A 25,070-nucleotide genomic window follows, 5' to 3' on the forward strand; every position below is an offset into this window, starting at 1 on the left:
CTCATGACCGACACCCTCCCCGCGCAGGACCTCGCCTTCGAGGTGACCGCCAACCCGCAGCCCCGTTCCGCCGAGGAGCGCGCGCGCATCCTCGCCAACCCGGGCTTCGGCGTCCACTTCACCGACCACATGGTCGACATCGGCTGGTCGCGCGCCGGCGGCTGGCACACTCCGCGCGTCGAGCCGTACGGCCCGATCTCGCTCGACCCCGCCGCGGCCGTGCTGCACTACGCGCAGGAGATCTTCGAGGGGATGAAGGCCTACCGCCACGCGGACGGCTCGATCTGGACCTTCCGCCCCGAGGCGAACGCCGGCCGGCTGCAGCGCTCCGCCCGGCGACTCGCGCTGCCCGAGCTGCCGACCGAGCTGTTCGTCGAGTCGCTCCGGCAGCTGATCGCGGCCGACGGCGCCTGGGTGCCCTCCGAGCCGGAGACGAGCCTGTACCTGCGGCCGTTCATGTTCGCGCAGGAGGCGTTCCTCGGTGTGCGCGCGGCCGAGCAGGTCGCGTACTACGTGATCGCGAGCCCGGCCGGCGCCTACTTCTCCGGCGGCGTCGCCCCGGTGTCGATCTGGCTGTCGACGTCCTTCGCCCGCGCGGGCAAGGGCGGCACGGGAGCGGCGAAGACCGGCGGCAACTACGCCTCGTCGCTGCTGCCGCAGCAGGAGGCCTACCAGCACGGCTGCGCGCAGGTGCTCTTCCTCGACTCGCAGGAGTCGCGCTGGATCGAGGAGCTCGGCGGCATGAACGTCGTGCTGGTCAAGAAGGACGGCACGCTCGTCACGCCGGAGTCGGACTCGATCCTCGAGGGGATCACACGCGACAGCGTGCTGCAGCTCGCCGAGGACCGCGGTCACCGCGTGGAGCGCCGCCAGGTGTCGATCGACGAGTGGCGCGACGGGGTCGAGTCCGGTGACGTCGTCGAGGTGTTCGCCTGCGGGACCGCGGCGGTCATCACCCCGATCGCCGAGCTCAAGGGCGACGGCTTCTCGGTAGGCCACGAGGGTGCGCCGGCCGGCGCGCTGACGATGTCGCTGCGCGAGGAGCTGACCGACATCCAGTACGGACGTCGCGAGGACACGCACGGCTGGATGACGAGGTTGGACGCATGAAGATCGCACGATTCGCCACGCAGCGCTCCGGGGACAACGGGGGAGCGATCCACTTCGGGATCCTGGACGAGGACGACCTGGTCGTGCTCGCCGGGGACCCGATGTTCGCGGGCTTCGAGACCACGGGGGAGCGGATCCCGCTCGCCGAGGCGAAGCTGCTCGCGCCGGTGATCCCGCGCTCGAAGGTGATCGGGATCGGCAAGAACTACTCCGACCATGCGGCCGAGATGGGCGGCGACGCTCCGGCCGAGCCGCTGATGTTCCTGAAGCCGAACACCTCCGTGATCGGGCCGGACGAGGCGATCGTGCTGCCCGAGGACAGCCAGCAGGTGGAGTTCGAGGGCGAGCTGGCCGTCGTGATCGGCGCGATCGCGCGGAACGTGCGCGCGGAGGACTACGAGGACGTGGTCTTCGGCTACACGATCGCGAACGACGTGACGGCGCGCGATCTGCAGAAGTCGGACGGGCAGTGGGCGCGGGCCAAGGGCTACGACACGTTCTGCCCGATCGGGCCGGTCATCGAGACCGAGTTCGTCTGGAACGAGAGCGCGCTCGAGACGCGGGTCAACGGGCGGCGGATGCAGTCCGGGAACACGGGCGACATGATCCACGGGGTGCCCGAGATCATCGCGTACGTCTCGCGGGTGTTCACTCTGCTGCCGGGCGACATCATCCTGACCGGGACGCCGGCCGGCGTCGGTCCGATCGCGAACGGCGACACGGTCGCCATCGACATCGAGGGCATCGGCACGCTCTTCAGCCCGGTGGTGTCCCGGGCCTGACCCGTCTCGCGAGATGCCACTTGTGCGCGCTTTTCACGGCGTGTCGCGGGCACAAGTGGCATCTCGCGGGTGGGGGTCAGGTGTCGCAGCGGCGGGTGCTTCACCGTGCTCCCCGGAGCTGTCAAGCGGAGACGCTCGGCGGGGGTGGAGTCGTAGCGTCGAAGCATGAGCTCGCCCCGCACGACCCGCAGCACCGAGACCACCGCCACGAAGAAGAGCACCACGAAGAAGAGCACCACGAAGACGTCCGCCACGAAGAAGATCACCACCGCGAAGTCCGCCATGGCGAAGAAGAGCACCGCGACGAAGAGCACCCGCAGCACCGTCGATCGCATCGCCCGCGAGGACTTCGGCTGGACGTCGCTGCTGCCGGGGCAGCGCGAGGCCATCGAGTCGGCCGCCGCAGGGCGGGACACGCTGCTCGTGCTCGCGACGGGCGGCGGCAAGTCCGCGGTGTACCAGATCGCCGGTGCCGAGCGCGGGGGCGTCGTCCTCGTCGTCTCTCCGCTCGTCGCGCTCCAGGCCGACCAGCTCGCCTCGATCGGGGCCGCGCCGGCCGCGCCGCCCGCCGTCGCCGTCAACTCCGCCCAGGGCACCGCCGCCGTCGCGCGGGCCTGGGAGCGCATCGACGAGGGCGGCCCGCTGTACGTGCTGCTCGCTCCGGAGCAGCTGGCCAAGGAGGAGAACGTCGCGCGCCTCGCTGCGGCCGGCGTCTCGCTCCTGGTCGTCGACGAGGCGCACTGCGTCTCCTCCTGGGGCCACGACTTCCGCCCGGACTACCTGCGGCTGAAGGACGTCCGCAGCGCGCTGGGCGATCCGCCCGTGCTCGCGATGACCGCGACCGCCTCCCGACCGGTGCGCGAGGAGATCATCGAGCGCCTCGGCATGACCGACCCCGAGGTGCAGGTGCACGGGGTCGACCGCCCCGAGATCCGCCTCGTGGTGCACCGCCACGAGAGCGAGAACGAGAAGCGCACGGCCGTCGCCGAGGAGGCCCGCAGCTGGACGGCTCCCGGGCTGGTCTACGTGGCCACGCGCAAGGAGACCGAGACCTACGCGGCGGAGATCGCCGCCGAGGGCCGCTCCGTCGCGGCGTACCACGCGGGGCTCAAGACGAGCGAGCGGCGCGACGTGCACCGGCAGTGGCGCGACGGCGAGCTGGACGTCGTGGTCGCGACCTCCGCCTTCGGGATGGGGATCGACCGCGGCGACGTGCGCTTCGTGCTGCACGCGACGACGTCCGAGTCGCTCGATGCGTACTACCAGGAGATCGGGCGCGCCGGTCGCGACAGCGAGCCCGCGACGGCCGCACTGCACTACCGGCTCGAGGACCTGGGACTGCGGCGCTTCTTCGCGAAGCGCCGGGTCGAGCCGGCCGCGCTGCGGGTGGTGTGGGCGGCCGTGTCCGACAGGCCGGGCGTGCAGGTCGACGAGCTGGCGGAGGCGCTGGGCAAGTCGCCGCGCACCGTCGCGCGGCTGGTCAACGACCTGGCCGAGGCCGACCTGCTCGAGACCGAGGGCGGCCTGCGGGCCGTCAGCGACGCGAGCGGCGACGCCGCCGTGCGCGCGGTGAAGGAGGAGCTCGCCTCGCGCGAGCGGATCGCCGAATCGCGGCTGTCGATGATGCGCGCCTACGCCGAGACCTCGCAGTGCCGGCGGCGCGTGCTGCTCGACTACTTCGGCGTCGAGGGCCCGGAGTGGTGCGGCAACTGCGACGGCTGCGAGCGGCACGAGGCACGGCAGGAGGCGGCACAGGACGCTCCCGCCGATGCTCCGCTGAGCGTGGACGAGACGGTCGAGCACCGCGCATGGGGCGCCGGCACCGTGATGAGCGTGGAGGACGACCGCGCGACGATCTTCTTCGAGACGGAGGGCTACAAGGTGCTGTCGTTCGCGGCGCTGGAGTCCGGAGTGCTGCGGGAGCGGGAGGCCGTCTCGGCGTAGAGGCGGGGTCTCGAGACGCCGTCCTGCGGACGGCTGCTCGACCGGCAAGGCCACTCCGCGAGATGCCACTTGTGAGCGGGCGACACGGCGTGTCGCGCTCACAAGTGGCATCTCGCGGGAGGGGGTCAGGCCTGGGAGACGGCGGAGCTCACGTCGGTGGGCTTGTCGTAGTCGCCCTCGGGGATCGCGCGGAGGGCGTCGAGGACGTCGGCGCCGGCGCCCTGCTTCTCGGCGGCCTCGACGATGGTGTCCTTCGAGGCCGGGTAGTCGATCCCGGAGAGGTGCTTCTGGATCTCGATCGGGGTGGGTACAGCCATGGTGCTGTCCTTTCGTGGTGGTGCGGGGAGTGCTCCTCGGCGAGGAGCACGACGGAGCGAGCCGCTCAGGGCGTCGACGACGAGCGGATGCGCTGGACCATCTCGCTCGTGGAGTGCTCGGAGACGTAGCCCACCGTGGTGACGGTGCCGCCGTAGGAGCGGACGACCACCGCCTCCGCGAGCATGTCGGGGGCGTAGTCGCCGCCCTTCACGTAGACGTCGGGCCGCACGCGCTCGAGCAGCGGGATCGGGGTGTCGCCGCTGAACAGGGTGACGTAGTCGACGCAGCCCAGCTCGGCGATCACGCCCGCGCGGTCGCCCTCGGGGTTGATCGGGCGGCCCTCGCCCTTCAGCCGGCGCACCGAGTCGTCGTCGTTGACCGCGACGACCAGCACGTCGCCGAGCTCGCGCGCCTGGCGGAGGTAGGCGGTGTGGCCGCGGTGCAGCACGTCGAAGCAGCCGTTGGTGAAGACGATGCGGCGGCCGCGACGGGCCTGCTCGGCGAGCACCTCGACGAGGCCGTCCTCGCCGAGCACCACGGCGCCGGGGGCGGCGAGCGAGGCGAGCAGATCGTCCGCGGTGCAGACGGAGGTGCCGGGGCGCTGGACGACGACGTCGGCCGCGGCCTGCGCCAGGTCGACGGCGGTCGCGAGCGAGCGGCCGGCGGCGAGGGCGAGAGTCGCGGTGGCGGCGAAGGTGTCGCCGGCTCCGGAGGCCTGCTTCTCCTCCGCGGGCTGGGCGAAGGTGCGGCTGACCGTGCCGTCGGCGTCGAGCGCGGTCGAGCCGTCGCGGTCGAGAGTGACCACGACGTGCCGGGCGCCGGAGCGCTCGCGCAGGCGGCCAGCCGCGGCGCGGACGGCGGCGGCGCGCTCGGCGCCGCGGCCGAGCGGAGTGCCGAGGAGGCGCTCCGCCTCCTTCGCGTTCGGGGTGACCAGGTCGGGCGCCGCGAAGGCCCAGTCGGCGAGCTCGTGCGCATCGATCACGAGGAGTCCGGGGCGCTGCACGGCGAGCACGCGCTCGATCGCGGCGCGGAGGATCCCGGAACCGTAGTCGCAGACGAGCACGGCGTCGGCGCCGTCGGCCGCGCGGACGGCGGCCTCGGCGAGCTCGGTCAGCTCGGGGTCGGACGGGCGGTGCGGACCGGAGTCGACGCGCAGCATCACGCTGTCGCCGCCGACGACGCGGGTCTTGATCGTGGTCGAGGCGTCGCTCCGGACGATCGCGCCGGTGTCCAGGCCGGCGCGCTCGAGCGCGGCGAGGAGGCGGTCGCCCTCGGCGTCGCGGCCGGCGACCCCGACCGTGCGCACCTCGGCGCCGAGCGCCCGCAGGTTCGCCGCGGTGTTGGCCGCACCGCCGGCGACATCGACGACGTCCTCGAGGCGCAGCACGGGCGCGGGCGCCTCGCGGGTGACCCGCTCGGCCTCGCCGAGCCACCAGGAGTCGAGGATGAGGTCGCCGACGACGGCGACGACCGGCGGCCGCTCGCGCACGTGCGCGACCAGCGCGCTCGCCCGCTGCAGCGCGGAGCCCTCGAGGCTCATCGCGCGCCGCCGGGCAGGACGGGGAGGCCGAAGTGCACGACCGTGGTCGTGGTCATCTCGTCGAGCAGCTCCGGGCCGTAGCCGAAGCCCGAGCCGCTGGTGCCGCGCGGCTGCGCGCTGCCGCCGGGGGCGCCGCCGAAGACGCCGTTGATCTTGACGGTGCCGACGGGGAGGGTCGCCGCGGCGCGGTGCGCGTGCTCCATGTCGGCGGTGAGCACGGTGGCTGCGAGGCCGTAGGGGCCGGCGGCGGCGCGGGTGAGCGCCTCGTCGAAGGAGTCGACGACGAGGATCGGGGCGACGGGGCCGAAGGTCTCCTCGGTCATCACCAGCATCTCGTCGGTGCAGTCGGCGAGGACGGTAGCGGGGTAGAAGGTGCCGTCGCCGGGGGTGCCGCCGGTGAGGGCGCGGGCGCCGTCGGCGACGGCGGCGGAGACGTGCTCGTGCACGGCGTCGCGCATCCGCTCGTCGACCAGGCGGGGGAGGGGGCCGGCGCTCCAGCGCTCGGCCTCGGCGACCAGGGCGGCGGTGAAGTCCTCGGCGACGTCGCGGTGCAGGTAGATCCGCTCGACGGAGGTGCAGATCTGGCCCGCGTTGGCGAAGGCGCCGAGGGCGGCCTGCTCGGCGGCCCAGACCGGGTCGACGTCGCGGTCGACGACGAGCGCGTCGTTGCCGCCGTTCTCGAGGATGGTGTGCGCGCCGGTGACGGCGGCGATGCGGGCGAGGGCGCGGCCGGTGGCGGTCGAGCCGACGTGCGCGAGGACGTCGACGCCCTCGGTGCGGGCGAGGGCGTCGCCCACGGCGCCGTCGCCCTCGACCAGGGTCAGCACGCCCTCGGGGAGCGCCTCGGCGAGGATCGAGGTGAAGAGCGCGCCGGTGCCGGGGCTGCGCTCGCTGGGCTTGTGCACGACGACGTCGCCGGAGACGATCGCGGCGCCGAGCATCCCGGCGGCGACGGCGACCGGGTCGTTCCAGGGGGTGAGCGCGAGGACGACTCCGCGCGGGTGCGGCAGGGCGAGGTCGACGTTCAGGGCGCCGCCGCGCAGGCTCCTGCCGCGGTGCAGCGGGCCGAGCTCGGCGTACTGCAGCAGGGTGTCGACGCCGGCGCGGACGCCGCCGAGGGCGTCGCCGGCGGGCTTGCCGGTCTCCTCGGTGTTGAGGTCGGCGAGCTCCTGCTCGCGGGCGGCCACAGCGTGGGCGGCGGCGCGCAGCAGGGCGCCGCGCTCGGCGGGAGCGGTGGCGGCCCAGGTGGGGAAGGCGGCGCGGGCGCGGGAGACGGCGTCGGCGGCGAGGTCGGCGGGGGCGCCGGTGGTGCCGGCGGCGGGGGTCGCGGTGTCGATGGTCACGGTCACCTCTCGGTCGGAGGCGTCCGCAGGGGTCGCGGACGCTGATGCCCTCGTCCGATACCCGCGCGGCGGCGGCTCAAACGGATGGCTCGTCACAACATCAGCTGAGAAGGCGACTCATCGCCGATGAGCGATGAGCCCCCGATTCAGCTGATGTTCTGCGGCCGCCGAGTGCGTCAGGCCGCGCCGAGGCGGGTGACGGCGGAGGTGATCGCCGGGGTGCTCGCGCCGTCGGGCCAGCGGAGGGTGACGCCCTCGCCGGGGACGACGCGGCCGATGGCGGCGGTGGCGCTGTGCGGGGTGCCCATCCGGGAGGCGCCGGGGCGGTCGGCGGTGAGCATCGCGAAGCCGGGGAAGCAGGAGAGCCAGTCGGCGAGGCCGGCGGCGGAGGGGCGGGGGATCGCGGCGACCTCGAGCTCGGCACCCGCCCCGGACGCCTCCGCGAGCATGCCGACGGTGCCGACGAGCCCGGCCATGCTGACGTCCTTCGCGCCGTCGGGAGCGCAGGCGCCGACGCTCGCAGCGAGGGCGCGGAGCACCTCCGGCGGGCGGCCGGAGGTCGAGTCCCACTGCAGTCCCGCGTAGCCCGGGCGCCACGCGCCGGAGAGGTCGGCGGTCAGGCTCAGCTGGTGTCCGATCGGGGCGCTGCCCGGGACCGGGCGCGCGGTGCGGCCGAGGCCGGTGACCGAGAGCGCGGCGGGCACTCCGAGCTGGGTGTGGCCGCCGAGCAGTGGCACGCCCCAGGCCTCGCTGCCGGCGCGCAGGCCGCGGAGGATGCGGGCGGCGAAGGAGGCGTCCCGCGCGCCGACCGCGTCGAGCAGGCCGACCGGATCGGCGCCCATCGCGGTGAGGTCGTTGACGTTGACGAGCACCGAGCACCAGCCCGCCCACTCCGGGTCGCGCTCGACCATCGAGGGGACGATCGCGTCGCAGACGGCGACGAGGTCGGAGCCGGGGACGGGCGCGCCGTCGTCGCCGCGGAAGCCCGGGCCGCCGAGCTGGCCGGCGAACGCGTCGAGCAGCGGACCGAGGGCGGCCTTGGCCCCGCGAGCGAGGCGGTCGAAGCGGTCGATCGGCCAGCGCATCCGCACGTGCGGGACGCCGGCCACCTCCGCCGTGCCGAGGCGGTCCCAGCCGAGCCGGCGGAAGAGCACCTCGTTCTGGGTCTGCACCGTCGCCTCGAAGCGGAGCACGCCGCGCGCCTCGGCCTCGGCGCAGGCGGCCCGGACCAGCGCGGCACCGAGGCCGGCGCCGCCGCGGGCGCTGCGGCGGACGACCAGGCGACTGCCGGTCCACCAGCCCAGATCGTGCTCCAGCGCGGGCGCGATCCGCACGCCACCGAGCACGCCGTCGGCCGAGCGCGCGACCAGGACGACCGTGCGCGGATCCTCGTCGAGAGTGTCGCGGTCGTCGGCGTCGAAGAGGCCCTGCTCGGCGACGAAGACCTCGCGGCGCAGCGCCCGGTAGGCGGCCACCTCGGCCGGGTCCGCGACCACGACCACGAAGGCCTCGCGGGCAGCCGGCGCGACCGCGCGGACCCCCTCGAGGATCGAGAGCTGCATCAGGCGCCGGCGGTCTTCAGCACGCCGCAGGCGCCGCAGGCCGCGCAGCCCGCCTTCTGGCCGGAGGAGAGCATCCCCGCCGCGATCAGCAGCGCGGCGACCTGCTCGCTCACCTTCTCCAGCAGCGAGCCGGCCGGCGGCAGGACGTGGTCCACCTCCGTCGCGAGCGTGCCCCTGAGCGGCCGGAACGGCACCACGAACGGGTAGATCCCGCGCTCGATCAGCTCGCCGGCGCTCGCGACCAGCTCGTCGGGATCCTCGCCGAGGCCGACGAGCAGGTAGGTCGAGACCTGGTTGCGGCCGAAGATCCGCACCGCCTCGTCCCAGGCCTCCCAGTACTTCGCGGTCGAGACGCGCGCCTTGCCGGGGGTCCAGCGGCGGCGGATGTCGTCGTCCATCGACTCGATGTGGATGCCGATCGAGAGGGCGCCGGCGTCCTTCAGCTCCTGCAGCGCGGCGAGGTCCTCCGGCGGCTCGCACTGCACCTGGATCGGCAGCCCGGGCACGGCCTCGAGCACAGCGCGGACGCAGCGGGCGAGGTGCCGGGCGCCGCGGTCGCGACCCTTCGAGGTGCCGGTGGTCATCACCATCTGGCGGATGCCGTCCAGCCGGGCGGCTGCCTCGGCGACCTCGGCGAGCTGCGCGGGGGTCTTCACGGCGATGGTGGAGTCGTTGGCGAGCGAGGCCTCGATCGCGCAGAAGCGGCAGCGCTCGGCCGCGTCGTAGCGCATGCAGGTCTGCACGACGGTGGTGGCGAGGATGTTCCGGCCGTGCAGGCGGGCGATCTTCTCGTAGGAGACGCCGTCGGCGGTGCTGAGGTCGTAGAAGCGCGGGCGCTTCACCGGCTCCACGTCGAGGCCGATGTCGGCGCCGTCGAGCAGGAGCCGGCCGTTGGTCACGGCGTAGGGGCTCTTCGGGTTGACGGGGATGGCGGCGCCGAGGCCGCCGAGCATCACGTGGCCGTCGTCGCTCGGGCCGGCGCCCGCCTCGCGGTGCACGGGGGCGTCGACGCGGATGCCCTGCAGGGCGATGTCGACGCGGGTGCGCAGGGCGGACGGGGCGGCTCCGCAGCCGGAGTCGGCGGGAGCGGTGTCGGTCGGGGCACTGTCGATGGTGCGGAGGCGGGGCATCTGCAGGTCGGTCATGGTGCTCCTCGGATTCTCGAGTCGAGCGGTGCGCGACGGCGAGTCCGACGTCGTGAGCCTCCATTAGGTCAACGCGGTGTTTCGGAGCGATGACATCGGGAACGCGATCGTGTTACATCCGGCGGCCGCCCCGGAGCCCGCCCGGCGTCACGCAGGCTTCTTCTGGCCGAAACCACTTCGAAACACGAGCGGCCTTGACTGGACGCAGTCGGGACGAACGCTCCCGACCCGGCCCCGTCGCTCCGCTCGCCCTCGAACCGCCCCGAGCGACGCCGGCCTCTGCATCACAGCACCGCCCGTTCCACCCGGCACTCCTGTCCCTGCACCACTCGCTCGCGCCCCGCCCGGCGCGCTCCTCACCGAACCCCGGAGGTTCCCATGACCGACGACCAGACCACCCCCGCCGACGTCAGCACGGACGACCAGGCCGCGATCGAAGAGCAGATCAGCGCCAACATCGAGAAGTCGCGCGGCGAGATCGCGCACCCCTCGCTGCCCAAGGGCAGCAACCTCTACGGCTCCACCAAGGTCTTCCCCGACTACCAGGCCGAGCCCGGGCAGTCCTACTTCACCCTCGTGCACGGCATCGCGCACGAGTCCTCGGTCAGCTTCGTCGCGATCCTGCAGGCGACCCGCGCGGCCCGCAAGGGCTTCGAGTCGGCCGTCTACTTCTACGGCCCCGGCACGATCAACGCGATGGCGACCCGTGGCTTCCCGACGGTCGGCGACTCCGGCTTCCCGGGGGAGCAGAACATCAACGACGCCCTGAAGACCTTCATCGACGAGGGCAACCGCGTCTTCGTCTGCCGCTTCGGCATGGCGCTGCACGGCCTGCGCGAGGAGGACCTGATCGAGGGCACCATCCCCTGCCACCCGCTCGACGTGCAGGACGCCGTCATCCACTACGCCCGCAAGGGCGCCATCATCAACTCGACCTACAACCTCTAGGCCGCCGCCATGACCGTCGTCGGATCGGTCGCGGCGAACTTCACCCGCGACCTCGATCAGAACTACGCGCTCATCGCCGCGCTGGCCGAGGAGGCCCGGGAGAAGCGGGTCGAGTTCCTCGTCCTGCCCGAGGCCGCGATCGGCGGCTACCTCTCCTCGCTCGGCAATCACGGCGACACCGTCAAGACGACGACCCGATCGATGCCACCGGCGATCGCGCTGGACGGGCCGGAGCTGCGCCGGGTGCAGGAGATCGCGGGCGACCTGCTGGTCGCGATCGGCTTCTGCGAGCTCGACGAGGACGGCGAGACCCGCTACAACGCGGCCGCCCTGCTCGACGGCGGGCAGATCTACGGCAGCTACCGCAAGGTGCACCAGCCGCTCGGCGAGCACATGTCCTACTCGCCCGGGCCCGGCTACTCGGTCTTCGAGACGCCGGTCGGCCGGGTCGGGCTGCAGATCTGCTACGACAAGGCCTTCCCGGAGGCGGCCCGCTCGATGGCGCTGGACGGGGCGGAGATCATCGCCTCGCTCTCGGCCTGGCCGGCCGCGCGGACGGCGACGGCGGAGAACCTGCAGGAGGACCGCTGGACCTACCGCTTCAACCAGTTCGACATCGCGCGGGCCCTGGACAACCAGGTGTTCTGGCTGGCGTCGAACCAGTCCGGCACCTTCGGGTCGCTCCGCTACGTGGGCAACGCGAAGGTCGTCGATCCGGGCGGCAACATCCTCGCGACGACGCTGCTCGGCTCCGGCATGGCGGTCGCCGACATCGACGTGCGGGGCACCTTCGAGGCGATGCGCGGCGGGATGTTCCACCTGCGCGACCGCCGGCCGGACGCCTACGACATCGACCGCGTCTGGAGCGGAGGGCTGGTCCATGCCTGAGATGACCTTCCACGTCCGCTGGCCGGACGGCGTCGAGGAGCGCTGCTACTCGCCGAGCCTGGTGATGCACGACTACCTCGCCGAGGGCGAGAGCTATCCGCTCGAGGACTTCGTCGGGCGCTCGACCGAGGCGCTGCGGCTGGCCAGCGAGCGGGTGCGCGCGAAGTTCGGCTTCGCCTGCACCTCCGCGCTGCAGCAGGAGTCGGAGATCGTCGCGGCCGCCGCGCGCTTCGACGGCGGGCGGGTGCGGGTGCTGGCGATGGATCCGCCGCTGCCGTCCGCTGCTCCGACCGTGCAGGGGACGCGCGCATGACCGCGCTCGAGAACGGCCGGCACCTGCCGGTCGCCGTGATCGGCGCCGGTCAGGCCGGGCTGTCGATCAGCCGCCTGCTCACGGACGAGGGCGTCGAGCACCTCGTGATCGAGCGCGACACGATCGCGCACGACTGGCTCGACCGCCGCTGGGACAACTTCACCCTCGTCACGCCGAACTGGCAGTGCCGGCTCCCGGGTTACCCCTACGACGGCGACGACCCGCACGGCTTCATGACCCGCGACGAGGTGCACGCCTGGGTGCGGCGCTACGCGGAGTCGTTCGACGCTCCGGTCGTGGAGGACACCGAGGTGCTGCGGCTGCGCGAGGGCGCGGACGGGGCCTTCGAGATCGTCACCTCGCGCGGCACGATCACGGCCGACCAGGTCGTCGTCGCGACCGGCGGCTACCACCGGCCGGTGCTGCCGGCGGTCGCGCACCGCATCCCGGACTCGGTCGTGCAGCTGCACTCGGCCGACTACCGCTCGGCCGCGGCGCTGCCCGAGGGCGGGGTGCTCGTGGTCGGCTCCGGCCAGTCCGGCGCGCAGATCGCGGAGGACCTCTTCCTCGAGGGGCGCGCCGTGCACCTGGCGCTGGGGACCGCTCCGAGAGTCGCCCGGTTCTACCGCGGGCGGGACTGCGTCGCGTGGCTCGCCGACATGGGCGTCTACGACGTGCCGGTGCACGCGCAGGTGGGCGGGCTCTCGAAGCGGGAGTCGACCAATCACTACGTCACCGGGCGCGGCGGCGGGCGGGATATCGACCTGCGGGCGTTCGCGCGCGACGGGATGCACCTCTACGGGCGGCTGCAGCAGGTCGACGGTGCGTCGCTCCGGTTCGCGCCGACGGCCGAGGCGTCGCTCGACTACGCGGACTCGGTCGCCGAGTCGATCAAGAACGACATCGACGCCTACATCGAGCGCTCGGGCGTGCAGGCGCCGACCGAGGCCCGCTACACCCCGGTCTGGCGGCCGGAGCGCGAGATCGAGGAGCTGGACCTGGCGGCCGCCGGGATCACGAGCATCGTCTGGGCGGTCGGCTTCCGCGCCGACTACTCCTGGATGCAGATCGGCGTCTTCGACGGCGCCGGGCACCCCACCCACCGCCGCGGCGCGACCGCGGTGCCGGGGCTGCACTTCCTCGGGCTGCCGTGGCTGAACACCTGGGGCTCCGGCCGCTTCGAGGCGATCGCGCGGGATGCGGAGCACGTGGTGCAGCAGCTGCTCGGCGGCGCGCGGTTGGACCGGTTCGAGGGCGCCGCGGTACGGTGACGGCCGCGCGCTCGCCCCGGGCGCGCCTCCGGCCGCTCGTCCGGCCGCTCGTCCGGCCGGGCGGGGCGAGAGAAGAGGACCATGTCGAGCATCACCCTGGCCGCGGTCGCGGCGCACTTCGGCCGCGATCTCGAGCGCACCCTCGTCAAGCTGCCCGGCATGATCGCGAGCGCGCAGGAGCGCGGGATCGACCTGCTGGTGCTGCCCGACGCGACGCTCGGCGGCTACCTGCTCGACATGCACCACCCCGGCCCGGACGACCTGCCGCAGGCCGTGGAGGTCGACGGGCCGGAGGTCGCCGCGGTCGCGGCGATGGCGGGGGACACGACGGTGTGCTTCGGCATCGCCGAGCGCGCGCTCGAGGGCGGCGAGGTCCGCCGCTACAACTCGGCGGTCTGCGTGCAGGGCGGCCGGGTGATCGGGACGCACCGGAAGGTGCACCTGCCGCTGGGCGAATCGGAGGCGTACGCGGCGGGCGACGCGTTCCGCTCCTTCGACTCCGCGGTCGGGCGGATCGGGATGATGATCGACTTCGACAAGACCTTCCCCGAGTCGGCGCGCTCGCTGGCGCTGGACGGGGCGGAGATCCTCTGCTGCCTCAGCGCCTGGCCGGCCAGCGTCACCGACCGGTCCGACCGGATCCGCAACGACCGGCAGGCGCACCTGTTCGACCTCTACGACTGCGCGCGCGCCGCCGAGAACCAGGTCTACCTGGTGTCCTCGAACCAGACAGGCGTGCTCGGCGGGCTGCGCTTCCTCGGGCAGGCGAAGGTCGTCGATCCGGCCGGCGAGATCATCGCGAAGACGTGGGCGAAGGGCGGGCTCGCGGTCGCGACGGACGACGTGTCCGCGTCCGTGGCGCGAGCCCGGCGGAGCATGGACCACCTGCGGGACCGCGCCGTGCACGCGTACCACGGGGCGGCGCCCACCGGCTGACCCGGCCGGCCTGCCCGCCCGGCTGCCCGGCCCCGCTGCCCACCCGCCCGCTCGATCGAGAAGGAGACCCCGTGCGGATCGCGCAGCTGACCTACTCCACCAGGCCCCGCGGCGGCGTGGTGCACACGCTCGCGCTCTCGGAGGCGCTGGCCCGGCGCGGGCACGAGGTGACCGTCTGGACGCTCGGCCGCGGCGGTGACTCCGCCTTCTTCCGCGCGGTCGATCCCGCCGTGGCGGTCCGGGTCGTGCCGTTCGCGGCGCGAGAGGGCGAGAGCGTCGGCGACCGGATCGTCCGCTCCCTCGATGCGCTCGCGGCCGGGCTCGCGGCGACGGGCGGGACGGAGTGGGACGTCGTGCACGCGCAGGACTGCATCTCGGCCAACGCCGCGCTCCGTGCCGGCGCCGCCGGACCGGGCGGGCTGCTGCGCACCGTGCACCACCTCGATGAGTTCACGACGCCGGCGCTGATCGACTGCCACGAGCGCGCGCTCACCGGGCCGGCCGCGCTGCTCGCGGTCTCGGCGTCGGTCGCGGGCGACGTCGCCGCAGGCTGGGGCCGCGAGCCGACCGTGATCCCGAACGGCGTCGACGCCGCGCGCTTCGCCGCCGCCGCGGGCGGCCAGGGGGTCGCCGAGTGGCGGGCCGAGCTCGGCCGCTACGTGCTCGCGCTCGGCGGCATCGAGCCGCGGAAGGGCAGCGTCGACCTGCTGGCGGCGTTCGCGGGACTCGCGCCCGGCACGGTGCTCGTCTTCGGCGGCGGGGAGACGCTGTTCGACTACCGGGGCTATCGCGAGGAGTTCGAGCGCCGGGCGGCCGAGCTGGGGGTGACGCCGGTCGTGCTCGGCACGGTGCCCGAGGAGCGGCTCGCAGCGCTCGTCGCCGGCGCGGCGGTGCTCGGCTTCGTCTCGACCAAGGAGGGCTTCGGCCTCGCGGCGATGGAGGCGCTCGCCGCGGGGGTGCCGGTCGTCGCGCGCGATCTGCCGGTGCTGCGCGAGGTGTTCGGCGGGACGGTGGCGTACGGGAGCGACGTGGCGGGCATCCGGGCGGCGCTGGCCGCGGCGCTCGCGGGGGAGGCGCCGGACCCGCGGCCCGGGCGGGAGCTGGCCTTCTCGCACTCCTGGGACGACGTCGCCGCGAGCCACGAGGCCCTGTACCGGTCGCACGCGAGCGCCGCCTGATGCGCCGCTCGTTCTCGCGCTGCTTCTCGGCGCTCGCCGCGGAGGATCCCGAGCGGGTCGTGGTCGTCGCGGACGACGCGACGCTCACCGCGGGCGCCCTGGACCGGGCCTCGAACCGGCTCGCGCGCGCCTACGCGGCGCGGGGCGTCACTCCGGACTCGCTCGTCGCGGTCTCGCTGCCGAACTCGGCCGAGCTGGTGCTGGCCTGCGCCGCGATCTGGAAGGCGGGCGCGACGCCGCAGCCGCTCTCGCGCGGGCTCTCGGCGCGGGAGCTCGCCGAGGTCGGCGCGCTCGGGCGGCCCACGCTGAGCGTCGGCGTCGAGCTGGAGGGCGTGCCGTTCGTCCCCGCCGGCTTCGAGCCCGACCCGGCGCTGCCGGACGACGAGCTGCCGGATCTCCGGGCGGCGTCGTGGAAGGCGCCCGCCTCCTCCGGCAGCACCGGTCGGCCGAAGATCGTTCTCGCGGCGGCTCCCGCGCTGATGGACCCGACGCAGCCGGTCGCGGCCTTCCTGCCGCGGGAGGGGGTGCAGCTCGTGGCCGGGCCGCTCACCCACTCCGCGACCTTCACCTACGCGTTCCGCGGGCTCCTGACCGGGCAGCGGCTGGTGATCCTGCCGCGCTTCGACGAGGCGCGGGTGCTCGCCGCGATCGCGGCGCACCGGGTGACCTGGGCGCTGCTGGTGCCGACGATGATCCACCGGCTGCTGCGGACGCCCGCGCACCGGGACGCGGACGTGTCGTCGCTCGAGACGGTGCTGCACCTGGGCTCGCCGTGCCCGCCCGCGGACAAGCGCGCGCTGATCGACTGGGTCGGGGCGGAGAAGGTGGTCGAGGTCTACGCGGGCAGCGAGTCGAACGGGCTGACGATGATCCGCGGCGACGAGTGGCTGGAGCGGCCCGGCAGTGTCGGCCGGCCGATCGGCGGCACGGAGCTTCGGGTGCTGCGCCCGGACGGGACGGAGTGCGCGGTCGGTGAGCCGGGGCGGGTCTGGCTGAAGCGCGGCGAGCCGACCTACCGCTACCTCGGCGGGGAGTCGAAGCGGACGGAGGACGGCTGGGACACGCTCGGCGACGTCGGCTCGGTCGACGCCGACGGCTACCTGACCGTGCTCGACCGGGCCGACGACCTGATCCTGCGCGGCGGGGTGAACGTCTACCCGGCGGAGATCGAGCGGGTGCTGGAGGAGCACCCGGCGGTGCGCGGGGCGGTCGCGTACGGCGTCCCGGATGCGGAGCTGGGCCAGGCGATCGAGGCGGTGGTCGACATCGCGGACGCCGCAGTGACGGCGGAGGAGCTGCTCGCCTTCGCGCGCGAGCACCTCGGCTCACGCGCGCCGCGGGCGCTGCGGCTCCAGCGCTCGCCGCTGCGCGACGACGCGGGCAAGGTGCGGCGCGCGGCGCTCGCGGACGACTGAGCAGCCGCGCAGGCGGGGCCCGCGAGTGGCCGCCGCCCGCAGGTCGCCGCACAACATCAGCTGAGAGGTGGGTCCCTCCCCCCACAGCGGAGGCCCTCCCTTCTCAGCTGATGTTGTGCGGGGCTCGACGGCCGTCTCCGGTTTCGGAACGCCCCGGACGGGGAAGTGGAGGAGTGCCCCTTCCCCGGAGTCGTCCCGCGCGGCTCCGCAGCACCGAGAGGAACCCCCGTGGTCGCCATCGCCCCGCTCCGAGACCGCTTCGACGGAGTCGAGAGGATCGCCGTGCTCCGCGGTGGCGGACTCGGCGATCTGCTCTTCGCGCTGCCCGCCGTGGACGCGCTCGCCGCCGCGTACCCGGGCGCCGAGATCACCCTGCTCGGCACTCCGGCGCACCGCGTGCTGATCGAGGGCAGCGACGCGCCCGTGGCGGGCGTCGAGGTGCTGCCGGTGGCGCAGGGTGTGCGCGACGGCGACGGGGAGGACGAGCGGATCGTCGAGGACTTCACGGCCCGGATGCGCGCCCGGCGCTTCGACCTCGCGGTGCAGCTGCACGGCGGCGGGCGCTTCTCCAACCCGTTCCTGCTACGGCTCGGCGCGCGGCACACGATCGGCACGCGCACCGACGACGCGGCGGACCTGGAGCGCACCATCCCCTACGTCTATTACCAGCACGAGATGCTGCGCGCGCTCGAGGTCGTCGGGCTCGCGGGCGCGCCGGCGGTGCGGCTGGAGCCGTCGCTGCAGGTCGACCCGGAGCGCCGCGACCGGCTCGCCGCGGTGCTGCCCGACGGCGGACCGCTGGTGCTGATCCACCCGGGGGCGACGGACGTGCGGCGGCGCTGGGCGAGCGCGTCCTTCGCCGAGGTGGCGCGGGCGCTGCTGGCGGACGGGGCGCGCGTGCTCGTGGTCGGCGACGCCTCCGACGTGCCCGCCGCCGACGCGATCGTCGCGGGCGCGCCGGGCGCCGTGTCGTGGGCCGGCGCGGTCGAGCTGCCGGACCTCGCTCCGCTGCTCTCGCTCGCCGACCTCGTGCTCGGCAACGACAGCGGACCGCGGCACCTCGCAGCGGCGGTCGGGGCGCCCACGGTCGGCGTCTTCTGGGTGGGCAACGCGATCAACGCCCAGCCCCTCGGCCGCCAGCGCCACCGCGTCCAGCTGAGCTGGACCACCCGCTGCCCGGTCTGCGGCATCGACGTCACGCAGGTCGGCTGGACCGCCCCGCGCTGCGAGCACGAGCTGTCCTTCGTCGACGACGTCCCCGTCTCCCGCGTCCTGGAGGACGCCCGAGCCGTCCTCGCCTCGACCAGCTGACGACGCCCGGGCCTTGCCCCAACCGCGAGATGCCACTTATGAGCGGCGACACCGGCGTGTCGCGCTCATAAGTGGCATCTCGCGGGAGGGGTCGGACGCGGGTGAGCGTCAGACGTCCTGGGCGTCAGCGGGTCACGGCCAGGAGGGCTCCTCCTCGTGGGTGATGACGAGCTCGCGGACCTCGCAACCGCGGGGCTGGCCGAGGACGAACATCACGGCGTTCGCGACGTTCTCCGGGTCGTTGAGGAGCGCGTCGGGGCCCGGCTTGTACTGGGCGTCGCGGTCGTCGAAGAAGCGGGTCTTCATGCCGGAGGGGATCAGGGTGGTGACGCCGATCTCGCCCTTGGTCTCGGCCGCGAGGGCGCGGGTGAAGCCGAGCACGCCGAATTTCGACGCGCAGTAGGCGGTCGCGTCCGAGACGGCCTTGATCGCGAGCGAGGACGCGACGGTGACGACGCGGCCGTGGGTCTCCGTCAGGAACGGCAGCGCGGCGCGGACGACAGCGGCGGTGCCGAGCAGGTTGACCGAGATCACGCGCTCCCACTCCTCCGGGTCGACGTCGACGAGGCGGCCGCAGCGGTCGATGCCGGCCGCGGTGACGACGGCGTCGAGTCCGCCGTGCTCGTGGGCGATCTCGACGACCGCCTTCTCGGCCTCGCGGGTCTTCGCGACGTCCACCTGGTAGGCGGCGACGCCCTCCTGCACGTTCGACACGTCGCGGTCGAGGACGATCGGCGTGCCGCCCGCGGCCGCGACGGCAGCGGCGACGGCGGCTCCGAGTCCGGAGGCGCCTCCGGTGATCAGGACGCGGCCGATGGGGGTGGGGGTGGTGGTCATGGGTGTCCCTTCCAGGATCCTCGGCGCCGGCGAGCGGGCGCGGTGGGTGGTGGTCGGCCGGAGCCGACGCGGTCAGCCGACGCGCGCGAGCGCGGCGGCGAGATGGGTGGTCGAGCGGCCCGCGTGGTACGGCACCGTCAGGACGCGGCCGCCCCACTCGGCGACCGTCGCGGTCTCGGGCAGCGATTCGGCGGAGTAGTCGCCGCCCTTGACCCAGACGTCCGGGCGGATGCGGCGCAGTGCCTCGTCCGGGGTGTCCTCGCCGAAGACGAGCACGGCGTCGACGCACTCGAGCGCGAGCAGCAGGTCGACCCGGTCGTCCTCGGGGATGATCGGCCGCGCCGGTCCCTTCAGGCGACGGACGGAGTCGTCCGAGTTGAGGCAGACGATCAGGCAGTCGCCGAGCGCCCGGGCGGCCGAGAGGGTGCGGGCGTGCCCGGCGTGCAGCAGGTCGAAGCAGCCGCCGGTCGCGACCACGGTGCCGCCGGCGCCGCGGACGGCCTCGGCGACGCGCAGCGCGTCCACCCCCGAGGCCCCGTGCAGGGCGGCGGTGTCGGCGGGCACGGCGAGGGAGGCGCGACCGCCCGCGAGCAGATAGGCACCGGCCGCGGCGACGGCCGCGCCGACCGCCTCGGACGCAGTGGCCCCGCCCGCGAGTGCGACGGCGGCGGAGGCGGCGAAGGTCGCCCGCCCCGCACGGGTCCGTCGGCGGCACGGGGGCGGCAGGATGCACGACCGGAACGCCGGCGCCGCGCGAGCGGACCAGCGCACCGCCGGAGCCCATCGTCACGGCGACCGCGCCGCAGCCCCAGCGCTCGAGCAGCGTCGTCGCGGCGGTCTCGGCGAGGGTGACGCCGCGGCCACTCGCGCCGGAGAAGCCGGTGGCCTCGCCGAGGTTCGGCGTCGCGAGGGTCGTCCCGGCGACGGGCGCCGAGCCGCGCGGGTGCGGATCCCAGACCAGCGGCACCGAGAGCGCGTCGAGGGCGGCCCGCAGCGAGGCGTCCTCGGTCAGCCGGCGGCCGTAGTCCGCCACGACGACCGCGTCCACCTCGTCGAGCGCGGCGAGCATCTCCAGGGTCACGCTCGGCACCGGCGGTCGCTCGCAGCCGCGGTCGAAGCGGACGACGGCCTGGCCGGAGGCCGCGACCCGCGTCTTCACCGGCGTCGGAGCGCCGGACGGACCGGCGACCACCCGCACGCCGTCGAGCGCGACCAGCAGCTCGGCGGCATCCGGGTCCGCGGCGTCGGCGAGCGCCGTCACCAGCACGACGTCGTGGCCGTCGCGCGCGAGCATCCGCGCCACGAGCCCGGCGCCGCCGGCCCGGACCCCGCGGGTCGACACGTCGACCACGGGCACGGGCGCGTCGGGGCTCAGCCGCTCGGCCGGGCCGGAGAGGTCGACGTCGAGCATCACGTCGCCGACCACGGCGATCCGCAGGCGGCTCACGCGGCCGCCCCCGTCCGCACGCGGATCCGGTGCTCGAACGCCCGGCAGAGCGCGTGCACCAGCACGAGCTGCGCCTCCTGCACGTTCGAGCCGTGGCCCTCGAGAGCGATCGACTCGTCGCAGGCCTCGGTCAGCGGGTTCGGCCCGTCGCCGGTCAGCGCCCAGGAGCGGGCTCCGGCTGCGCGCGCCGCCTCGGCCGCGTGCAGCAGGTTGGCGCTGCGGCCGCTGGTCGAGAGCAGCACGACGACGTCGCCGGCGCGGGCGTGCGCGGTGACCTGGCGGGAGAACACGTGGTCGAAGCCGTAGTCGTTGCCGATGGCGGTGAGGCTGGAGGTCTCGGAGTGCAGCGAGATCGCCGAGAACGGCACGCGGTCGCCGTCGAAGCGGCCGACCAGCTCGGCAGTGAGGTGCTGCGCCTCCGCCGCCGAGCCGCCGTTGCCGGCCGCGAGCAGCCGCGCGCCGGAGTGCAGCCGGTCGGCCAGCTCGACGCCCCAGGCGACGATCCGGTCGGAGTGCCGCTCCAGCTGCGCGACGACGTCGAGCGCGCGGGCGATGTGGTCGTCGACGAGGCGCCGGGCGGCGTCCGTCGGGGTGTCGGTCGGGGTGTCCAGAACGGTGTCGATGCTCATCTGCGCGGGGCCGCCTTCCGGGGGGTGGAGGAGAGGGGAGTGCGGGCGGTGCCGCTCATGGCGGCCTCGCCGTCGCCGAGTCCGGCGAGGGTGGTCAGGTAGGCGCGCTCCGTGTCCGCGGCGACGCGGTCCCAGGAGTAGCGCGCCTCGACGCGGGCGCGGCCGGCGGCCCCGTAGGCACGGGCGCGCTCGGGGTCGGCGATCAGCGCGGCGAGCGCCTCGGCGAGGGCCTCGGGGTCGCGCGGCGGCACGTGCACGCCGGTGACGTCCTCGACGACCGTGTCGATCAGCCCGCCGACCGAGGAGGCGACCACCGGCACGCCGCAGGCCATCGCCTCCAGCGGGGTGATGCCGAACGGCTCGTACCAGGGCGCGCAGATCACGATGTCCGCCGATCGGAGCATCGCCGGCATCTCGGTCTGCGAGAGCTGGCCGGCGAAGTCGACGCGATCGGCGACGCCGAGGCCCTCGGCGACGCTGTGCAGGCGCTGATACTCCGGGTCGGCGGCGAGCGCGTCGCCCGAGCCGGAGCCGCCGACGATCACCAGCTCGGCGTCGCAGCCGTCGGCGACCAGGCGGGCGAGCGCCTCGATGGCGTGGCCCATGCCCTTGCGCGGCACGAGGCGGCCGATGCTCATCAGGCGCACCCGCCCGGAGCGCTCGGCGACGGGTCCGTCGGGCGTGAACCGCTCGAGGTCGACCCCGCAGGGCACCACCGAGATGCTCGCGGTCGGCACGCCCAGGCCCTTGAGCTCGAAGGCCTCGTCGGAGCAGGTGGCGACGACGCCGTCCGCCCGCTGGCCGACGCCGGGCTCGAGCCAGGCGCGCTCCTCGGGGCTGGTGTCGAGCGCGCCCTGCTGGCGGCGCTTCACCACGCCGAGCGCGTGGAAGGTGTGGAAGACGGGCACGCGGCGCCCGGTGGCGCGCTCGACCCGCTCGGAGGCGTCGAGGGCGGCGACCCCGGACATCCAGAAGTGGCTGTGCACCAGGTCGGGGCGGGAGTCGAGCCAGTCGTTCGCGAGATCGACGGCGAAGTCGCCCATGAACGGCAGCAGCTCGTCCTTCGAGACCTTGGCGGCCGGCCCGGCGTCGATGTGCACGACCTCGACGCCGGAGGTGAAGGGCACGCGCCGGGGGAGGGACGCGTCGTCGCGCCGGGTGTAGACGGTGACGCGGTGGCCGCGGCGCGCGAGCGCGTCGGCGAGCGCGGCGACGTGCACGTTCTGGCCGCCGGCGTCGACGCCGCCGAGCGTCGCCAGCGGGCTGGCGTGCTCGGAGACCATCGCGATCGAGAGGGGTCGGGTCGAGGTCACAGGGTGCTCCCTTCGCGGGTTCCGGCGGTGGACAGGGTGCGCGGGGCGGCGGCGAGGTCGCCGAGCACCCCGTCCCAGTCGCGGTGGAACCGGCCGAGGCTGTAGCGCGCGAGCGCGGCCTCACGGGCGACCGCGCCGGCGATCGCGGCCCGCTCCGGATCCTCGATCAGCGCGCGGGCCGCGGCGGCGAGTGCGTCCAGGTCGTTCGAGATCGCGCCGGCCTCGGGCGGCACGGCGCGGCCGGCCTCGGTCGTCTCGAGCGCGACGACCGGCATCCCCAGGTGCATCGCCTCGAGCAGCGCGAGCCCGAGCGAGGTCCAGCGGAACGGGTGCAGGTAGACGCGGCGGCGGGCGAGCTCGGCGTGCATCGCGCCGGTCTTCACATCGCCGAGCACCTCGAGCCGGTCGGCGGGCAGCCCGGGCGTGCCGACGAGCCCCTCGGTCTTCATCCCGAAGACGTCGAGCGGCGCGACCGCGGCGAAGCGCGGCAGCAGATCGGTGCCGGTCACCCGCTGACGGCGCACCGGCTCGTTGATGACGACGCCGAAGCGCGCCAGCTCGCCGGTGTAGAGCGGTCCGGGGTCGTTGATCCCGTGCTCGATCACCGTGGTGCGCGTCGATCCGGTATCCCACATCAGCGCGTTGAAGTGCGTCACGTGCACGAGCAGGAGGTCGTCGCGGTCGGCGAGCGGGTGGCGGTTGTCGGGCACGTCGCCGCGGGGCGTGTTGTGCTCGACGTAGACCGCGGGGATCTCGCGGCCGAGCCGCCGGCCGAGCAGCCGCTCCGCCTCGGCGAGCTCGTCCGGACGCTGGAGGAGGACGACGTCGACGTCGGCGTCGCGCAGCTCCTCCGGGGCGATCTCGATCGTGTTCGGCCAGTCGCGGCCGCCGGTGCCGAGGCCCCAGCCGTCGCGGGCCGGAGTGGTGGGGAGCAGGTACTCGTGGTCGCCGCGGACGAACGCGTCCGCCCAGCCGCCGTGCACGTGCCAGAGCAGGATCCTCATGCGAGTGCCTCCGAGGGTGTGGTGGTGGGGGTCGTCGTGGCTGTCGTCGTGGCGCGGCGCGGGAGCGCGCGGAGCCGGTGCGCGGCGGCCACCGCCTCCTCGGCGCTCACCCCCGCGAGGCAGGGGTGACCGGGCACCGGGCAGACCCGCGCGCGCGAGCCGGCGCAGGCCGCGCCCTGATCGCCGAGCAGCTCGACCGGCACGCCGTAGGGCGCCCAGCGGATCGCCGGGACGACCGGTGCGAACAGGCTGACGACCGGGGTGCCGACGGCCGCCGCGAGGTGGGCCGGGCCGGTGTTGCCGCTGATCACGACCTCGGCGCGCGCGAGCACCTCGGCCGCGCCGGCGAAGTCGGTGGCGCCGCCGAGGTCGATGCCGCGGCTGCCCGCGACCTGCGCGGTGAGCACTCGCTCGCCGGGCCCGCCGGTGACGGCGACCGCGACTCCGGAGTCGGCGAGCAGCTCCACGGCACGCGCCGCGTTCTCGGCCGGCCAGGCCCGCGCGGGAACGGCGGCACCGGGGTGCACGACCACGTACGGGCCGACCCCCTCGAGCGCGGCGGGCAGCACGCCCTCGCGGCGCACCCGCAGCAGCCCGTCGTCGCCCTTCGGCAGCGCGAAGCCCGCGGCCGCCGCGATCGCGAGGGCGCGCTCCGGCTCGGGCTGGTCCTCGTCGAGGGTCTCGCCGGGCACCAGCCGCACGTCGAGCAGGGCACCGGCGAAGTCGACCGAGGCGCCCGAGATCCGGGCGACACCGGCCAGGCGCAGCAGCAGCGCGAGCGGCAGCGGCGACTGGTGGAAGGAGGTGAGGATCACGGCCTCGTCCGGAGCGAACTCCTCGACGATCGCGCGCAGCTCCGCCACCAGGGCGGCGTCCACCGGCCGCGAGGCGTCGCCGATCCACGGGCAGGACCAGGTGCGCACCGACGTCGGCCCCGGCAGCAGCGCCGCGGCGGGCGCCCCCTGCGGCCCGGCGAGCAGCAGCACCTCGGCATCCGCGGCGATCGCCCGCACGGCCGGCCCGCAGAGCAGCACGTCGCCCGCGCTGTCCAGCCGGGCGACCAGCACCCGCCGGGTCACGCCTCGTCCTCGTCGGGCTGCATCGCGAGCAGCAGCTCCACGGCCTCGAGGAGCGTCGCCGCGCGCAGCGGTGCGGCGGTCACCTCCTCCGTGCGGGTGATCGGGGTCGGCACGAGGACGCCTCGCGCGCCGGCGGCGGCCGCGGCCCCCACATCGGCGCCGATGTCGCCGATCACAGCGAGCGACTCGGCGGGCAGATCCAGAGCCCGGGCCGCCTGGAGCACCATGCCCGGAGCGGGCTTGCGGCAGGCGCAGCCGTCCTCCTGCCCGTGCGGGCACAGCTGCCAGGTGTCGAAGCCGCCGAAGAGCTCGTCCACGCGGCGGTTCACCGCGTCGGCCTGCTCGCGGTCGATGATGCCGCGGGCGATGCCGGACTGGTTGGTGACGACGCCGACGGCGAGCCCCGACTGGCGGGCCCGGTCCACCGCGTCGAGGGCGGTCGGCATCGGCTCGACCCGCGCCGGGTCGCCGTTGTAGGGCACGTCGACGACGAGCGTGGCGTCGCGGTCGAAGAGGATGCCGCGCAGCCGCGGCGCGCCCGCGACGGACGCGACGGGCGCGTCCTCGGCGGTGCGGTGCGCGGAGCCCTGCTGGATCGAGTCGTTCACCTTCTCCTCGTACCCCCCTCGTCCGGGTTCCAAACGCGGGGGAGGAGAAGTCGTCCGCTCGGGCGCGTCGGTCGCCGTCCGCGTCTGCGCGGGTCCGGGGTCTCCGCGGGTCCGGGGATCCGCGCGCCTGAGGATCCCGCGTCCGAGGA

The 25,070-nt window shown here is 74.7% G+C and carries 22 protein-coding genes and 1 pseudogene; 11 read left to right on the plus strand and 12 right to left on the minus strand.

What is annotated here, in order from left to right:
- Positions 1-3 precede the first annotated feature (3 nt).
- The 3 genes from GSU72_RS06200 (at position 4) to GSU72_RS06210 (ending at position 3,836) form a co-directional block, all read left to right on the plus strand.
- Entirely contained in the window at positions 4-1,110 is a 1,107-nt protein-coding gene (locus GSU72_RS06200; protein ID WP_159984257.1) for a branched-chain amino acid aminotransferase, read from the plus strand.
- The gene (locus tag GSU72_RS06205; protein ID WP_127887131.1) at positions 1,107-1,892 is read left to right on the plus strand and encodes a fumarylacetoacetate hydrolase family protein; all 786 of its coding nucleotides are present in this window, start codon (positions 1,107-1,109) and stop codon (positions 1,890-1,892) included. The genes GSU72_RS06200 and GSU72_RS06205 overlap by 4 nt, the downstream gene beginning before the upstream one ends.
- Positions 1,893-2,057: 165 nt before the next feature.
- On the plus strand, positions 2,058-3,836 hold the full coding sequence (locus GSU72_RS06210) for a RecQ family ATP-dependent DNA helicase (RefSeq protein ID WP_159984258.1): 1,779 nt from the start codon (positions 2,058-2,060) through the stop codon (positions 3,834-3,836).
- 125 nt (positions 3,837-3,961) lie between these two features.
- Here GSU72_RS06210 and GSU72_RS06215 read toward each other — a convergent pair whose 3' ends face one another.
- The 5 genes from GSU72_RS06215 to GSU72_RS06235 all read right to left on the minus strand — a co-directional run bounded on the left by GSU72_RS06215 (position 3,962) and on the right by GSU72_RS06235 (position 9,744).
- Positions 3,962-4,153, minus strand: coding sequence for a DUF2795 domain-containing protein (locus GSU72_RS06215; RefSeq protein ID WP_159984259.1), 192 nt, complete (start codon positions 4,151-4,153; stop codon positions 3,962-3,964).
- Positions 4,154-4,218: 65 nt separating this feature from the next.
- Positions 4,219-5,694, minus strand: a complete 1,476-nt coding sequence (gene rfaE2, locus GSU72_RS06220) for a D-glycero-beta-D-manno-heptose 1-phosphate adenylyltransferase (protein ID WP_159984260.1) — start codon at positions 5,692-5,694, stop codon at positions 4,219-4,221.
- Positions 5,691-7,031: an aldehyde dehydrogenase family protein gene (locus GSU72_RS06225; RefSeq protein ID WP_244256093.1), complete on the minus strand. Its 1,341-nt coding sequence runs from the start codon at positions 7,029-7,031 to the stop codon at positions 5,691-5,693. The genes rfaE2 and GSU72_RS06225 overlap by 4 nt, the downstream gene beginning before the upstream one ends.
- A 182-nt stretch (positions 7,032-7,213) precedes the next feature.
- A complete protein-coding gene (locus GSU72_RS06230; protein WP_159984262.1) occupies positions 7,214-8,599 on the minus strand; it encodes an MSMEG_0567/sll0787 family protein in 1,386 nt (461 codons plus the stop codon).
- Positions 8,599-9,744, minus strand: coding sequence for an MSMEG_0568 family radical SAM protein (locus GSU72_RS06235; protein WP_244256012.1), 1,146 nt, complete (start codon positions 9,742-9,744; stop codon positions 8,599-8,601). The genes GSU72_RS06230 and GSU72_RS06235 overlap by 1 nt, the downstream gene beginning before the upstream one ends.
- Before the next feature lie 378 nt (positions 9,745-10,122).
- Here GSU72_RS06235 and GSU72_RS06240 point away from each other — a divergent pair, with 378 nt between their 5' ends.
- The 8 genes from GSU72_RS06240 (at position 10,123) to GSU72_RS06275 (ending at position 18,004) form a co-directional block, all read left to right on the plus strand.
- A complete protein-coding gene (locus GSU72_RS06240) occupies positions 10,123-10,692 on the plus strand; it encodes an MSMEG_0572/Sll0783 family nitrogen starvation response protein (RefSeq protein WP_159984263.1) in 570 nt (189 codons plus the stop codon).
- Positions 10,693-10,701: 9 nt separating this feature from the next.
- On the plus strand, positions 10,702-11,580 hold the full coding sequence (locus GSU72_RS06245) for a carbon-nitrogen hydrolase family protein (RefSeq protein ID WP_159984264.1): 879 nt from the start codon (positions 10,702-10,704) through the stop codon (positions 11,578-11,580).
- Positions 11,573-11,893: an MSMEG_0570 family nitrogen starvation response protein gene (locus tag GSU72_RS06250; protein ID WP_159984265.1), complete on the plus strand. Its 321-nt coding sequence runs from the start codon at positions 11,573-11,575 to the stop codon at positions 11,891-11,893. The genes GSU72_RS06245 and GSU72_RS06250 overlap by 8 nt, the downstream gene beginning before the upstream one ends.
- The gene (locus GSU72_RS06255) at positions 11,890-13,164 is read left to right on the plus strand and encodes an MSMEG_0569 family flavin-dependent oxidoreductase (protein WP_159984266.1); all 1,275 of its coding nucleotides are present in this window, start codon (positions 11,890-11,892) and stop codon (positions 13,162-13,164) included. The genes GSU72_RS06250 and GSU72_RS06255 overlap by 4 nt, the downstream gene beginning before the upstream one ends.
- Positions 13,165-13,245: 81 nt before the next feature.
- The gene (locus GSU72_RS06260; RefSeq protein ID WP_159984267.1) at positions 13,246-14,100 is read left to right on the plus strand and encodes a carbon-nitrogen hydrolase family protein; all 855 of its coding nucleotides are present in this window, start codon (positions 13,246-13,248) and stop codon (positions 14,098-14,100) included.
- Positions 14,101-14,171: 71 nt separating this feature from the next.
- A complete protein-coding gene (locus GSU72_RS06265) occupies positions 14,172-15,278 on the plus strand; it encodes an MSMEG_0565 family glycosyltransferase (protein WP_159984268.1) in 1,107 nt (368 codons plus the stop codon).
- On the plus strand, positions 15,278-16,693 hold the full coding sequence (locus GSU72_RS06270) for an AMP-binding protein (RefSeq protein ID WP_159984269.1): 1,416 nt from the start codon (positions 15,278-15,280) through the stop codon (positions 16,691-16,693). The genes GSU72_RS06265 and GSU72_RS06270 overlap by 1 nt, the downstream gene beginning before the upstream one ends.
- Before the next feature lie 228 nt (positions 16,694-16,921).
- Positions 16,922-18,004: a glycosyltransferase family 9 protein gene (locus tag GSU72_RS06275; protein WP_159984270.1), complete on the plus strand. Its 1,083-nt coding sequence runs from the start codon at positions 16,922-16,924 to the stop codon at positions 18,002-18,004.
- 132 nt (positions 18,005-18,136) lie between these two features.
- Here the strand turns inward: GSU72_RS06275 and GSU72_RS06280 are convergent, their stop codons facing one another.
- From GSU72_RS06280 to GSU72_RS06310, 7 genes and pseudogenes are all read right to left on the minus strand, one after another.
- Positions 18,137-18,841 (minus strand): SDR family oxidoreductase, encoded by a 705-nt coding sequence (locus GSU72_RS06280; protein ID WP_159984271.1) that lies wholly within the window; start codon positions 18,839-18,841, stop codon positions 18,137-18,139.
- 72 nt (positions 18,842-18,913) lie between these two features.
- Positions 18,914-20,279 (minus strand): annotated as a pseudogene (locus GSU72_RS06285) (PfkB family carbohydrate kinase).
- Positions 20,280-20,284: 5 nt separating this feature from the next.
- Positions 20,285-20,917: an SIS domain-containing protein gene (locus GSU72_RS06290; protein WP_159984272.1), complete on the minus strand. Its 633-nt coding sequence runs from the start codon at positions 20,915-20,917 to the stop codon at positions 20,285-20,287.
- Positions 20,914-22,200 (minus strand): glycosyltransferase, encoded by a 1,287-nt coding sequence (locus tag GSU72_RS06295; RefSeq protein ID WP_159986687.1) that lies wholly within the window; start codon positions 22,198-22,200, stop codon positions 20,914-20,916. The genes GSU72_RS06290 and GSU72_RS06295 overlap by 4 nt, the downstream gene beginning before the upstream one ends.
- A gap of 26 nt (positions 22,201-22,226) precedes the next feature.
- Positions 22,227-23,234 carry a glycosyltransferase gene (locus GSU72_RS06300; protein WP_159984273.1) on the minus strand — a complete coding sequence of 336 codons (1,008 nt, stop codon included), beginning with the start codon at positions 23,232-23,234 and terminating at the stop codon, positions 22,227-22,229.
- Positions 23,231-24,313, minus strand: coding sequence for a glycosyltransferase family 9 protein (locus tag GSU72_RS06305; protein WP_208545160.1), 1,083 nt, complete (start codon positions 24,311-24,313; stop codon positions 23,231-23,233). Before GSU72_RS06305 ends, GSU72_RS06300 begins: the two co-directional genes overlap by 4 nt.
- Positions 24,310-24,921 carry an HAD-IIIA family hydrolase gene (locus tag GSU72_RS06310; protein ID WP_348272823.1) on the minus strand — a complete coding sequence of 204 codons (612 nt, stop codon included), beginning with the start codon at positions 24,919-24,921 and terminating at the stop codon, positions 24,310-24,312. The genes GSU72_RS06305 and GSU72_RS06310 overlap by 4 nt, the downstream gene beginning before the upstream one ends.
- Between the last annotated feature and the right edge of the window lie 149 nt (positions 24,922-25,070).

Origin of the sequence: Rathayibacter sp. VKM Ac-2760 (genome assembly GCF_009834185.1) — a bacterium.
Taxonomy (GTDB): domain Bacteria; phylum Actinomycetota; class Actinomycetes; order Actinomycetales; family Microbacteriaceae; genus Rathayibacter.